Below are 12,308 nucleotides of genomic sequence, written 5' to 3'. Positions count from 1 at the left end.
TAATGAATAGCATCGACACACCGTCTGAAATAAAATCCCCTGAGGCTTATCAGGCGGCGATGCTGGCGCTCAATAATAAGACACGCCCGCCGGCGGTCCTGCGTTTGTTGATGAACGCGTTCGAAAGCTATCGTCAGGCCCGCAAGATTGGTTGGTCACGGCCTTGGAATAAGTATGGCGTCAAAACCTTTCAAAGCTTTCGCTTGGACCTAAATCAAGACACAGACCTGATTACGTTTGCTAAAGACCTGGCACCGTCAGATATGCCGGAGGACGCCCGGACCTACGTCGAAGACTTGTTGGATGATGCGCCGAACTCTCGTCAACAGCTCATGGGATTCTTATTCTTTCATGAAATTGTGGACGGTGATCAGATTCATGAAGGCGTCACCCTCAGTTTTGGGCGAAAGCACCAGAAGCGCTATCGCGACCGGCTCGACTTTGTATTTGAGGCCCCTGTACAAAATGGCCAAGCTGGATCGTTTTCTAAGCTTAGGATTTACGTTGATCCCTTCCAAGGGGTCAAACCTCCGCTCTGGGAGACTGAATGTGATGGTGCAGCGATGACATCTGCCCCCGTAGCATTCGGCCGCCTGTGCGCGGTTTACAAGGAGTGGCAGTCGGTACAAGGCCGACCCTGGGATCATTGGACGTCGGTGTATATCGATCACTTCGGCCCCCGCCGTCACTTCGTCGAAAACAGCCACTTCCCTGTTTTCGAAACGGTTGCTACGTGATGATTTATAATGGCCTACCTCAACGTCTTTAAACGCATTGCCAAAGTCGCCAAGATCGGTGTCGCCGCCCGAAAATTAAAACGCAGCGACACAGACAACGACCGCCTAAAAGCCCGGCGCGCACTGACGGCTTTGTTCGCCGATGCCCGCGGGGTCACCATGAAGTTCGGCCAGTTGATGGCCCAAGGTGGTGATGATCCGCTGACAGAATTAACCGACAGCGTTGAGCCGTTGCCGCTTTCAGACATGATCCCCGTTATCGAAGAAGAACTTGGTCGCCCGGCAACGGATATCTTCGCTAACATTGAAGAGTCCAGCGCAGCTGCGTCGCTCGGCCAAGTGCATAAGGCGGAGCTTAAAGACGGACGCATAGTCGCGATCAAGGTTCAGTATCCCGCCATCAAAGATGCCGTCGATGCTGAGATGAAACTGTTCGGATTGATGCCCGGGGTGGGGCCTGTCAGCAAGTGGGGGTTCGACCTCGACGGATATAAAACGGCACTCCGGGAAAATATGGACCGAGAATTAGATTACAGAAACGAGGCCCGCCGCCAGGAAGAGTTTCGGCAGACGCTTAACGTAACGGGGCTTATTATTCCGCAGGTGTTTTCTGAATTCACCACTGCTCGGGTCCTGGTGCAGGAATGGAAAGAGGGCGTCAAACTGGAGGACGTCGCGGATTGGGAGCCAAATGATCGCAACAACGCTGGGCGAATTTTACTCTCCACTTTGTTGCAGAGTTTGTTCCTCATCGGCGAAGTCCACGGTGACCCACACGCCGGCAACTTTATGTTTCAAAAGTCTGATGCAGGTGATGTCTCTGTCGTGCTGATCGATTTTGGCTGTACCATTGAAGTGGCTAAACCCAAACGTCTCGCCCTGCTAAAAACGATCCTCTCGCTCCGTGAAGATACCCCTCTTTCTCCGATGGAGGCATTCGCGGCGATTGGCTTTGATGCGGATAAGTTGTGCGCGATCTCTGGAAGTTTGGCCCCGCTTGCGCACATTCTATTCGAGCCATTCAAGAAGGATGGGAATTTCTTCGTTCAACAGTGGAATTTAAAATCTCAGTTTGAGCAATTGCTTGGAGAAAACCGATGGTGGTTTAGGGCGGCTGGCGAGCCGACACAAATTCTGCTGTTACGCGCCTTCCAAGGCTTCGTACAACAGCAGGAAACCATCCGCTGTGGATTGGACTGGGGACGAACACTGGCAGCGACACTCCCCAATAGCCTGTTTGAAGAAGCGCGGGCGCTAGAACTTCCCAAGATGTCGGCAGACATCACCAGTCGCGCATCTTATGTCTCGACATCATTGCTCATAGCAAAGTCACTTTGTGTAACAGTCCGGGAGAATGGAACCCAGATCGTCGCCCTCACCATGCCGGCAAAGGCCGCGCTGAACCTTGAAAGCCTCATTCCACCAGATGTCATTGAGTTCCTTCGTGCCTCCCCTGAATGGGATCTAGAGAAAATCTTCAGCGACGTTCGCGCCCGCGGGCTTGAGCCACAAGAAATTCTAAACTTCAACAGAGAAACAAAGAATTATCATATTTGGCTGGAGTGACCCCAAGCTTAATAATTAGTAGAGGAATTTGCGATAGTCTGGGTCTGAAATCGAGCTAAAAACGGGAATTGAGCCCATGATCAGAACCGCCATATTTGCCACTCTTGTCGCCATACTTTTCGCGACACCCGTCGCGGCGCAGGGCGTAAACGACCAAAATCCTGGCCGGTTCCAGGGCGGGCAGTCTGGTGTGCCGTTGTCTTTCTTTTGCAATCATGTGCCAGATTTAAGCGTGCAGCGCTCTGACGGCGTCGATAACTGGGTGCGTATTTGCACAGTCTGGTTTGCTGCTAATCGAGATCTCGGCCGAGGCATTGACGGCAAAGACTCTTCCAAATCCACAAAATCCTCCAAATAATTTCCCCGACTTGTTGTTGACCGGGGTCAAGGCAACACATCTGAATTCCTGGCACTATAATTCTGCAATCAGCGGAGGCTTGCTCCTCTGATTGATCCAGAAGACGAACAAATTTGGGAAATCAGGAGAACACCATGTCGATGAAAAACATCCTCGTCCATGTCGAAACGGCGGGCAATGCCCCTGCTCAAGTGGCCGCTGCCCTTGAATTCGCCAAGGCGGAAGACGCAATTTCTACGACAGGTCTCTGCGTTCGTCCTGCCCTTCCCTTCGTCCGCGGTGAAATTGCACAAATTCCGCCGGAGGTCGTTGAGTCTTACAACAAGAACTTGGATCAAGAGCTATTCCCTGCGGCCAAAAAAATATTTAAATCTGCCGCCAAAAAAGTCGGCATGGAAGACAAGGCCGTTTGGGAAACCGCCGTTGGTGATACGGCGCAGTTACTGGAACGCAAAGGCCGCTATGCCGACCTAATCATCGTCGGTCAAACCCAGCAAGAGGATACGCTTAGTAATTATCACCGACTGTCGGATAACCTGGTGATGATGGCGGGCAGGCCGGTTCTGGTCATCCCCGACCTTGGTATTGGCGATAGCATTGGCAAAAAAGTCCTGGTCGCCTGGGATGGCAGCCGCGAAGCAGGCCGGGCCGTATCCGATGCGCTCGATATTTTAGCGCGTGCCGATGAGGTCCACTTATTCAGCGCTGGCGATACCAAAGAGCAGGCCGATAAAAAACTTAAAGGCCTGAGGGAATATCTTAGTAATCACGGTATCGAAGCGGCTGAAGTACTAGGCGTAACCGGTGTCAAAGATCCCGGTGAGGCTATGCTGGATCACGTTAAGCATGCAGACCTCGACATGATTGTCATGGGGGCTTATGGCCATTCAAGGTTCCGCGAAATGATCCTTGGTGGTGCGACCCGGTATGTCCTAGAACACACCACGGTTCCAATCTTTATGTCGCACTAAAAAACGCTCGTCAGAAATAGTGACCATCGATCAATTGAATATTCAACGTGGAGGATTATATTAAGACGTGATGTAACTAGAATTGAGCGGAGGATGGAATGCCATCTTCGAAGAAAAGAAAAAAGGCATCGTCCTCGGCCCCGGCTCCATCAACGGCGACCTCTAGCGGTCTCCATTGGAGCTGGTATCTCTTGGGCGTCTTCCTGATTGCTATTGTCGGGGGTGCAATTCACCTGACATCCAACAGCCCTAGCACCGCGCACCTGAATGTAACGGTTCCTGCATTGGCCGGTGCTGCGGCCAGCGGCGGAAAAATTTTCGCGGAAAATTGTGTTTCCTGTCACGGTGCGAATGCGGCCGGAAGCGACAGCGGACCGCCTCTAGTCCACAAAATTTATGAACCCAATCACCATGGTGACGGATCGTTCTACATGGCCGCCAAACGCGGCGTTCGTCCGCATCATTGGAAATTTGGCCCAATGCCGCCGATGCCAAACATCAATGACGGCCAGATGGTCAACATCGTCGCCTATATCCGCACACTTCAGCGGGCAAACGGCATTTTCTAAATAATCAATCGAATAAGGAAGGAAATTAAGCATGAAAGTTTCTGTACTCGCGATTGCGCTGACCCTTGCAGTGTCGGTTGGAGCCACGACTTCTTGGGCAGCCGGCTCCCATAGCACCCCCCACAAACCGCACGGAAGTATGGGTTCCGGGAAAATGGGGCACGGAACTATGGGTCATGGGGAAACGGGGCACGGCCACGGCTCGTCTGCAACCGGGGAGCCTGGAAAAGCAGCCCATGCGAAGCGCACGATTTCCATCATGATGGATGATAATTTCTATGCGCCGAAAAAGATTACCGTAAATGAAGGCGAAACCGTTCGCTTTGTCGTTAAAAACAAGGGTCAGTTGGTGCACGAATTCAACATCGGCACCGCCGCCATGCATGCAGATCATCAGAAAGAAATGATGGGCATGATGGATAAGGGCATTCTCGAAGCCGATAAAATCAACCATAACATGATGAAAATGGGCGGCGGCATGATGCACGACGACCCGAACAGTGTTCTATTGGAACCAGGAAAGTCCGGCGAAGTTATCTGGAAATTTGCAAAATCCGGCAACCTGGAATTCGCCTGTAACGTGCCCGGCCATTATGAAGCCGGCATGAAGGGACATTTGAAAATCCACAACTAGGTTTTATAGCTAATTTAGTCGTCAGCCCCCACAGATCACGGTGGCAACGGCCGTTCCTTTAGGGCCTTCACCACGGACAGAAATCTGCGCACCTACAGGCAGAACGCTCCACACTTCTTCACTCACCTTCGGGCACGCTATCGACACGACGCTACGCCGAAGTCTCTCCGGCATGGCAGAAATTTTTTGCGCGTGTTCGCCCGGGATTAAAACACTAACTAAAATAACCTTACCCTTAGTTTGGGCATGCCGATAGGCCCAGCCATGCGGAATTGACATCGTCTTGTAGCGCGTGGAAACCATGTGCAACGAACGGGTAAAGGCCCGGTCAAAATCATCTCGGACGAACCGTTCGTGCACATAAAGCCACGACAACAACATCGCCGCCGTGATTAGCGGCACTGTTCTCCGCATGTGATCCCCCTCGCGGTTAACGCTTACCCGACAGGATTGGCCTTAAAGTAGTCGACGTCCTCCGCCGATTGTTCCCAATTATCATTGCCCCGCCAACCGGTGGAGCGGCCGTACTTATCGCCGCCATAGCGAACCCGGAACAACATCGTGCGCTCTGGTCCATTTTCGTATTCATGTACTTCGCCGGGCGGATGCACAATAAATGCCCCGGGCGTTACCGGAACAGCATCTTCCCCAGGAATTCGCATTGTGCCCCCGCCTTCGAAGCAGAAATAAATTTCGGTTGCTTCCGGGTGGCAGTGATAAGGACTGACCTGACCCGGCTCCCAACACGCGACTGTCACATCACCCCCCTCAATGGTAGCGAGATTTTTCTCGATGTGCTTTTCCAGACTAAATTCGGCTTCACCCTGTAGGCTAAAAACATGCATGTTTACTTTCCCTTTTTTATTTTCATCAACATCAACACCTCAAGTGAACGATAATTTTCAAATAACTGCAATTCACCTTTGAACCTTTCTCAATCCGCACATAGGATACTCCCTCACGCATCGGCAGGTAAGAGGAATTTAAACTCGATGACGGACAACGATAGAGACGAATGGTCGGCCCAGTTGTTTAACCAAATGGTTGATGCTGGGGTTACCTTGTTTAGTTATATCCCGGACTTCGGAAACGCCCGTATTGTTGAACTAGCAGAAGCCCACAATGAGGCTCAGCCAGTGCTGCTGACCACGGAAGAAGAAGGCGTCGCGGTCTGCGCAGGCGCTGATTTAGTCGGCAAGCGCGGGGTGCTGATGATGCAGTCATCGGGCGTTGGCAACTGCCCCAATTTTTTATCCCTGGTTAAAGGTGGCGGATTTCCCATCCTGATGGTGGTATCCATGCGGGGTGATTATGGCGAACAGAACCCGTGGCAATATCCGTTGGGTCAAGCCGTGGATTCGCTATTGGAAGCCATGGGCGTGTTGCTGTTCAAAGTCGATTCGCAGGAAGATTTAGAACCTGCGATCACCGCAGCGCTGTCCACAAGTGGCAAGGGCGGACAATCGTGCGCCATCATCCTCACCCAAAGATTTATCGGTGCCAAAGCGTTTTAGGAGTTAAAGACATGTCAGAACCCACAATCGACCGCCGCGAATTGCTGGCGAAGCTTATCCCCAACCCTGACGATTATCTAATTATTAGCGGCCTCGCAGGTGCTGCCCGGGATGCGGCAGCCCTAACCGAAGACGGCGATAACTTGTTCACCATGGCGGGTGCCATGGGGGCGGCTGTTTCCATGGGGCTTGGCGTCGCGATGTCGGCACCAGACCGGCAAGTCCTGGTCATAACCGGCGATGGCGAATTGATGATGAACATGGGCGGCTTGGCAACGGCTGCGTCCGCCGCGCCGAAAAATCTTTCGATCATCTGCATCGACAACGGTGTGCATGCAGAAACTGGTGGCCAAAAGGGCCATACATCTCGCGGCACGGATTTGGCCCTGGTCGCCCAAGGTACCGGATTAACGTCAGTTATGAAGGTCACCAATGACACTGAGATTGACGAGGCAGCAAAGTTCCTGACAGGGTCAGCGGCGCCACGATTCTTGTTGGTTAAAGTAACCGATGGTCCACCGGCTTCCTACAAACGGAACATGAACCCGACCGCATGTAGAATAAGATTTAGGAACGCTTATATGGCTTCGGCTTAGGGGCTTTACTCTAACACAAACTCAGCATTCGCGTTCTTCGCGACATCCTTGAGTTTGCCGCGCAATCCGGGCGGGACAGGAATTCCAGTATTTTCCCGTTCCGCCCAAATTTTCTTTTCGGGCTCCCCTGCGACCATGACAGGTTCATCAGAGTCACTGGGTCGGGTCGCGTGGAGATCGTCGATCAGTTCATCGACTTTGCTTTCAAACACACCTTCCGGCACAAATGCCGTCGGATTGATGGTCATGAAGAAGTGGCCGAGGTCCATGGTCCCTGGTGTGCGTCTGGCGTGGCCTTCTGAGGTCACCACACTGGCACCGGAAAGAGCCGTCGATAGTATTTCAACCATTGCCGCCAAGCCGTAGCCTTTGTGACTGCCCAGTTCGCGTGTCCCGCCAAGGGGTGATTGTGTACTATAATTACTAGCATCTGTCGTCGGCAGGCCATCCGCGTCATTGGCCCAGCCGATGGGCAGAGGATCGTTCTCGTTCGCCTTATTGCGAATTTTGCCTGCGGCCACAGTAGATGTCGCCATATCTAGACTGAAATCTGGATTGCGTTTTGCAGGGGCGGCGAAGGCGATGGGGTTGGTTGAAAGTTTGGCTTCCGCACCAAATGTGGGTGAGACCCTGGGAGCCGAACCACTGGTTACTGAAAAACCAATCTGCCCGACCTTGGCGGCTAAATTTGAATAATACCCAGCTGCCCCGTAGTGCGCTGAATTCCGGACAGCGACACCCGCCATGCCCACGGTCTTAGCTTTCTCAATCGCGATTTCCATGGCACGGACGCCGGCAACATGGCCCAACCCACCGCCTGCGTCTAATAGGGCTGTACCAGGAGTTTCACTCACAAGTGTCACCTCGCCATCCATGGTCAGTAAACCGTCGCGGCGACGCTGATCATAGACCGTTAGCATGGAAATTCCGTGGGTATCCACGCCATGCATGTCGGCATAAATCATCGCGTCCGCAGTGATCGGAATATAGTCGTCGCGCATCCCCCAGGCCGTCAGCACGGCGACAATTTGGTCTCTAAGGACAGAGGCAGGAAAGAGTTTAATTTCGTCGGACATGGTCGGTTTTCCTAGACGATGCTTTTAACCAGACCACCATCCAAGCGCCAGTTACTGCCGGAACAATAGCCACCGTATTGACTGCACAAGAAAGCAACCGTGCCGCCGAATTCTTCCGTCGTTCCAAAGCGTCCGGATGGCAAGGCGGCCTCGCGCTTTGCTAGAATCTCCTCCGGCGTAACGCCTTGTTTTTCAGCATTGACCCGCGCGCCCTGTCGGGTACGGTCGGTCAGGACTGAAGACGGCGATACGATGTTGACTGTGATGCCATCGGCAATAACTTCACCCGCCAGCGTTTTCATATAATTCACGATTGCACCGCGCAGCGTATTGGATAGCACGTAATTGGGAATCGGTTGCACGATGGCGGTTGATCCCACTGTTATGATCCGCCCCCACTTGCTGGTCTTCATGTCGGGTAGGACCAAGCTGGTCATCCGGATCAGGCTGAGCACCATGTTCTGGAATTCGCTGATCAGTTCCTGCTCATCCAGTTCCTCTGCCAACCCAAACGCCGGGCCGCCATGGTTGTTGAACAAAATATCAATGGGACCGCCAAGCGCTTCTTTTGAAGACTCATACAACGCGTTCATGTTGTCTGAATTTGTGACGTCGCCTTCGAAGCCGACCGCAAGGCTCCCGGTTTCATCGGTGATTTTCTTTGCAGCAGCCTGCGCTCGCTCCAAGTTCGAACCACTAACGGAAACACTGACACCTTCCGCCGCCAACGCCAGGGCTGATGCATAGCCAACCCCTTTGCTCGCGCCCAAGACGATGGCGCGTTTTCCCTTAATGCCGAGATCCATTGTTTTCCCCTGTTGTTTAGGCTTTATCCGTCTCTTCGACTTCGTCTGCAATGTCCTGCATGCGCTCACTCATCCTGAGGCGTGTGGACAGATAGGTGAAGAAGACCACAGCCAAAGCAAGCCCAATCGCCAGCGGACTATTGAACAATGCCGCCATCCAATCGCCTTCCTGGATCAACAGAGACCGACGAATGTTTTCTTCAGCCTGCGGTGCCAATAGGAAAGTAATGACCAAGGGTGCTTCCGGAATTTTGTAAAGCCGCATGAAATAACCCAACACGCCGAAGAACAACATCACAACGACATCATATGGATTATTCTCGTATGAATAAGATCCAATCACCGCCATCATCATCACAATAGGCACCAACAAAGGCGCCGGAAGTTCACCCAGTTTGGCATAGACAAAGGCAAAAATTCTGCCAATGCCCAGATTAAAGATATTGCCAACCAAAAGTATTATGAACAGTGAATAAATGATTGTCGGAAACAGCTCAAACATCCGCGGTCCAGGTGTCGCCCCTTGAAGCATCAGCGCAGCACCAATCAACGCTGCAACAGCGCTTCCCGGAATACCGAAAGCCAGCAACGGCACCAAGGTCGGGCCGACGGTCGCGTTATTGCCTGATTCAGCAGCCGCAATACCTTCAATCACCCCCGAGCCGATTTTCTTTTCAGGATATGCCTGCTTGACGATTCCGTAGGACATGAAAGCACCAACGGTTGAACCCAGCCCCGGCAGCATACCAACAAAGGTGCCAACACCGAGGCCAATGGCCATTTCTCGCCAACAGCTTATATATTCCTTCCACGAAAGACCGTCGCCACTGACTGTGAGAATATTCTTAACCGTATCGCCAAGCTCTTGTGCTTTTTTGTTTTCACGTACGATCTCCACAGTCTTTTCCATCATCGCTCCCATGGCAAAAATACCAATTACCAGAGGGATAAGTTTAATCCCGCCAGCGAGCCACCATAGATCAAACGTATTTCGGGAAACGGAACTAATAGGATCAATCCCAATTGTTCCGACATAAAGCCCGATTGCCGCACTCAACATACCCTTAGCCAAATGGGCACCACTTAACGCACCCAGCAGGCAAACGGCCAAAACCATTAACCAGAATCTCTCAGACGGTCCAAATTCAAGCGCAACCAAGGCTAACAGTGGCGCGATTAAAACGGTAATTACATCGCTGAGGAAATCCGCCGTCACAGAAGCATAAAGCGCCATTAACAACGCCTTACGACCTTCTCCTCGCCGCATCATTTTATGGCCGTCAAAGACAGTCGCCGCCGCTTCAGAGGTGCCAGGCGTGGCAAAACTAATCGCCGAGATCGAGCCGCCATAAATGGCGCCTTTGTACAGACCAATCAAAAGGCCCAGGGCAGATGCTTGAGGAAGAGTAAAAGTAAGGGGCAGCATCAAGGCCACACCGGTTGATGCGCTTAGTCCAGGCATCGCGCCCACACCAACGCCAATAAATACACCAATCGCCAGCCACATCATCGTCTTAAACGTAAAGACCAAGACGATAGCTTCTTGGAGGGCTTCTACATTAACCAAGGTAATTCTCTCTCTATGCTGGGATGATGAAGGACGGGAGATAAATCCCGATGACTCGGAACAGGCCGAAGATTGTTATGCTGATAATAACGCCAGCAATAACCGCAGTTCGGATGGGTCGGATACCTAAGACATAAACGCCGACCGCCAGGAAAAAGGGCGTTACAATCAGAAAATCAACACGCCATGCCAATTCGAAATAAATGTAACAAACCACGACGACAATTGCCGGAAGGATAAAATCCTGCCGATTAACAGCAGCCATTTCTTTATCGGTTTTATCCTTGTGCCCATCGAAGATCATGGCCAGGGAACAGGCCAGCATCGTTCCCGCGGAAACAAGCGTGAAAAAGCCTAATTGAAATCCATCGCGCAGCCTTTCGAACACCCACTCCTGCTGGGTCAAATAAAGTACCAATAGGAGAAGCAACGCCGTGACGACAACGCCAAACCCTTGATTGGTTCTGATCCAATCAGCCCGTTTATCAGAGCCAGAAGTTTCACCGTCCAAACCGAAAATCCCCCGTCTTAAAATAATTAACAAACGTTAAGACGCCGAACCGCTCGGACCGGAGAAACCGGTCCGAGCGGACAGCAATCCACTATATTCAGTCTACTTGAGCAGAGAAATGTTCTCTCTGGCCAACTTCAACACGTCATTGTAGGCAACCGCAGCCTTATCTTGCGGCAGGTAGGTGATAATTTCACCCAACTTACCGATTAGCTTCTTAACCGGCTTCGCCTTCAAAAGCTTACCAAGCTTCTCGGACATGACCTTAACCTGTGCGTCCGGGGTATCCGGGTGCATGGCGAAGAAACGAGGCGGGTTGTAAGGCTTAAGGCCAAGAGTCTTGGCGTTCGGCACGTTACCCAATTTTTTCTTCTGCTTTTTAGGATAGTCAGTATCACTGGCATTAAAGATCGCATTGTGCTTCTGCGTCATGCCGATGGCGGTGGACGTGGTCAATGCGATCATATCAATATGCTTACCGATATAATCATTCATTGCTTTGCCGGTACCGGAATAGTTAACCAGGACCACCTGCTTATCTACACCCAAGGCCTTCAACGCTTGGACAACGCCCAACAAGTGAGTCATCGTTGCGCCGATGGATATTTTCTTGCCACCTTTTTTAAGGTGAGCAATGAAGCCCTTCCATGTGTCATAAGGCTTACCTTTTGGTGACATCAGGGTGGTTTTCATGACTGAATAGTAAGCAACGATTTTGATCTTACCGGGATCAAATGGCGGCTTCTTTTCAGCCAATGCAGCCAAAACAGGTGTTGGGCTGGCGAGAATTACGGTATGTCCGTCAGCGCCTTTAGCAAGCATGTGCTTCCAACCAATGGTTCCACCTGCGCCACCACGGTTCTGTACCCGCATGCCGCGACCAAAGAAGTCGAAGCCAACAGAAGACATAACGCGTGCCCAGCGGTCGGTTCCGCCACCAGCGCCGAATGGCACCAACGCCAGAACGGTCTTGTCGTTAGGATATTCAGCAACAGCCTTCGTCGGCCCCATTGCTACGGTTGCCGCAACGGCAAAAGCCGCCAAGGTGGCACCGTTTAAAAGAGTACGTAAGGACATAAGATTTTCCTCCCTATTTGTAAAAAAGCCCTGTTAATACTGTCGTATGTGTTCATTCGCAAAAAATACTGGTCCATGCAGGATGATAAAGCAAGCTAATGAATACACCGTGGCAGAATTAAGGCGTTTGCGCCTGGAAGCCAAGCACACCAACAGTTTTTTATCGCTTCATTCAGTGCAGTTAAATTGTCCGTCGTCATATAAATTGGAACAATCACCGGCCTGATCTAAAGGAGGATCTGGCTCATCTGGTTCAAGATATTAAGCGGCGTATTTGCGGTATTGCAAGCGCCGGTGTTCCATTGTTTTCAGTTTGATCCTTTCCC

The 12,308-nt window shown here is 51.7% G+C and carries 15 protein-coding genes; 8 read left to right on the top strand and 7 right to left on the bottom strand.

Features of this window, described 5'->3' with window-relative positions; all coding sequences use genetic code 11:
- The first annotated feature begins 2 nt into the window (after positions 1 to 2).
- The 6 genes from HOM51_11385 (at position 3) to HOM51_11360 (ending at position 4,835) form a co-directional block, all read left to right on the top strand.
- Entirely contained in the window at positions 3 to 737 is a 735-nt protein-coding gene (locus HOM51_11385; protein MBT5035106.1) for a hypothetical protein, read from the top strand.
- A gap of 9 nt (positions 738 to 746) precedes the next feature.
- A complete protein-coding gene (locus tag HOM51_11380; protein MBT5035105.1) occupies positions 747 to 2,303 on the top strand; it encodes an ABC transporter in 1,557 nt (518 codons plus the stop codon).
- A gap of 76 nt (positions 2,304 to 2,379) precedes the next feature.
- The gene (locus tag HOM51_11375; protein MBT5035104.1) at positions 2,380 to 2,661 is read left to right on the top strand and encodes a hypothetical protein; all 282 of its coding nucleotides are present in this window, start codon (positions 2,380 to 2,382) and stop codon (positions 2,659 to 2,661) included.
- 134 nt (positions 2,662 to 2,795) lie between these two features.
- Positions 2,796 to 3,632, top strand: coding sequence for a universal stress protein (locus HOM51_11370; GenBank protein MBT5035103.1), 837 nt, complete (start codon positions 2,796 to 2,798; stop codon positions 3,630 to 3,632).
- 98 nt (positions 3,633 to 3,730) lie between these two features.
- Positions 3,731 to 4,201 (top strand): cytochrome c, encoded by a 471-nt coding sequence (locus tag HOM51_11365; protein MBT5035102.1) that lies wholly within the window; start codon positions 3,731 to 3,733, stop codon positions 4,199 to 4,201.
- 31 nt (positions 4,202 to 4,232) lie between these two features.
- Positions 4,233 to 4,835 (top strand): cupredoxin family protein, encoded by a 603-nt coding sequence (locus tag HOM51_11360; protein ID MBT5035101.1) that lies wholly within the window; start codon positions 4,233 to 4,235, stop codon positions 4,833 to 4,835.
- 21 nt (positions 4,836 to 4,856) lie between these two features.
- Here HOM51_11360 and HOM51_11355 read toward each other — a convergent pair whose 3' ends face one another.
- A complete protein-coding gene (locus HOM51_11355) occupies positions 4,857 to 5,249 on the bottom strand; it encodes a hypothetical protein (GenBank protein ID MBT5035100.1) in 393 nt (130 codons plus the stop codon).
- Between the two features lie 23 nt (positions 5,250 to 5,272).
- Positions 5,273 to 5,680: a cupin domain-containing protein gene (locus tag HOM51_11350; protein MBT5035099.1), complete on the bottom strand. Its 408-nt coding sequence runs from the start codon at positions 5,678 to 5,680 to the stop codon at positions 5,273 to 5,275.
- 147 nt (positions 5,681 to 5,827) lie between these two features.
- Here HOM51_11350 and HOM51_11345 point away from each other — a divergent pair, with 147 nt between their 5' ends.
- Together HOM51_11345 and HOM51_11340 are read left to right on the top strand one after the other, a co-directional pair.
- Positions 5,828 to 6,349 carry a phosphonopyruvate decarboxylase gene (locus HOM51_11345; protein MBT5035098.1) on the top strand — a complete coding sequence of 174 codons (522 nt, stop codon included), beginning with the start codon at positions 5,828 to 5,830 and terminating at the stop codon, positions 6,347 to 6,349.
- Positions 6,350 to 6,360: 11 nt separating this feature from the next.
- Positions 6,361 to 6,945, top strand: a complete 585-nt coding sequence (locus HOM51_11340) for a thiamine pyrophosphate-binding protein (protein ID MBT5035097.1) — start codon at positions 6,361 to 6,363, stop codon at positions 6,943 to 6,945.
- 5 nt (positions 6,946 to 6,950) lie between these two features.
- Here HOM51_11340 and HOM51_11335 read toward each other — a convergent pair whose 3' ends face one another.
- The 5 genes from HOM51_11335 to HOM51_11315 form a co-directional block, all read right to left on the bottom strand.
- Positions 6,951 to 8,021 (bottom strand): Ldh family oxidoreductase, encoded by a 1,071-nt coding sequence (locus tag HOM51_11335; GenBank protein ID MBT5035096.1) that lies wholly within the window; start codon positions 8,019 to 8,021, stop codon positions 6,951 to 6,953.
- Between the two features lie 11 nt (positions 8,022 to 8,032).
- Complete coding sequence (locus HOM51_11330) at positions 8,033 to 8,827, bottom strand: SDR family oxidoreductase (GenBank protein ID MBT5035095.1); 795 nt, start codon at positions 8,825 to 8,827, stop codon at positions 8,033 to 8,035.
- A gap of 16 nt (positions 8,828 to 8,843) precedes the next feature.
- Positions 8,844 to 10,394 (bottom strand): hypothetical protein, encoded by a 1,551-nt coding sequence (locus tag HOM51_11325; protein MBT5035094.1) that lies wholly within the window; start codon positions 10,392 to 10,394, stop codon positions 8,844 to 8,846.
- 13 nt (positions 10,395 to 10,407) lie between these two features.
- Positions 10,408 to 10,905: a tripartite tricarboxylate transporter TctB family protein gene (locus HOM51_11320; protein MBT5035093.1), complete on the bottom strand. Its 498-nt coding sequence runs from the start codon at positions 10,903 to 10,905 to the stop codon at positions 10,408 to 10,410.
- A gap of 102 nt (positions 10,906 to 11,007) precedes the next feature.
- Positions 11,008 to 11,982, bottom strand: coding sequence for a hypothetical protein (locus HOM51_11315; protein MBT5035092.1), 975 nt, complete (start codon positions 11,980 to 11,982; stop codon positions 11,008 to 11,010).
- Between the last annotated feature and the right edge of the window lie 326 nt (positions 11,983 to 12,308).

This window comes from Rhodospirillaceae bacterium (assembly GCA_018660465.1).
Taxonomy (GTDB): Bacteria; Pseudomonadota; Alphaproteobacteria; order Rhodospirillales; family JABJKH01; genus JABJKH01.
Note: the sequence above shows the minus strand (reverse complement) of the source record. Positions and strands in the feature narration are given on the sequence as shown.

Bases quoted from the DNA above. Each gene is read 5' to 3' on its own strand.
- HOM51_11385 (MBT5035106.1), top strand. From the start codon at position 3: ATGAATAGCATCGACACACCGTCTGAAATAAAATCCCCTGAGGCTTAT.
- HOM51_11380 (MBT5035105.1), top strand. From the start codon at position 747: ATGGCCTACCTCAACGTCTTTAAACGCATTGCCAAAGTCGCCAAGATC.
- HOM51_11375 (MBT5035104.1), top strand. From the start codon at position 2,380: ATGATCAGAACCGCCATATTTGCCACTCTTGTCGCCATACTTTTCGCG.
- HOM51_11370 (MBT5035103.1), top strand. From the start codon at position 2,796: ATGTCGATGAAAAACATCCTCGTCCATGTCGAAACGGCGGGCAATGCC.
- HOM51_11365 (MBT5035102.1), top strand. From the start codon at position 3,731: ATGCCATCTTCGAAGAAAAGAAAAAAGGCATCGTCCTCGGCCCCGGCT.
- HOM51_11360 (MBT5035101.1), top strand. From the start codon at position 4,233: ATGAAAGTTTCTGTACTCGCGATTGCGCTGACCCTTGCAGTGTCGGTT.
- HOM51_11355 (MBT5035100.1), bottom strand. From the start codon at position 5,249: ATGCGGAGAACAGTGCCGCTAATCACGGCGGCGATGTTGTTGTCGTGG.
- HOM51_11350 (MBT5035099.1), bottom strand. From the start codon at position 5,680: ATGCATGTTTTTAGCCTACAGGGTGAAGCCGAATTTAGTCTGGAAAAG.
- HOM51_11345 (MBT5035098.1), top strand. From the start codon at position 5,828: ATGACGGACAACGATAGAGACGAATGGTCGGCCCAGTTGTTTAACCAA.
- HOM51_11340 (MBT5035097.1), top strand. From the start codon at position 6,361: ATGTCAGAACCCACAATCGACCGCCGCGAATTGCTGGCGAAGCTTATC.
- HOM51_11335 (MBT5035096.1), bottom strand. From the start codon at position 8,021: ATGTCCGACGAAATTAAACTCTTTCCTGCCTCTGTCCTTAGAGACCAA.
- HOM51_11330 (MBT5035095.1), bottom strand. From the start codon at position 8,827: ATGGATCTCGGCATTAAGGGAAAACGCGCCATCGTCTTGGGCGCGAGC.
- HOM51_11315 (MBT5035092.1), bottom strand. From the start codon at position 11,982: ATGTCCTTACGTACTCTTTTAAACGGTGCCACCTTGGCGGCTTTTGCC.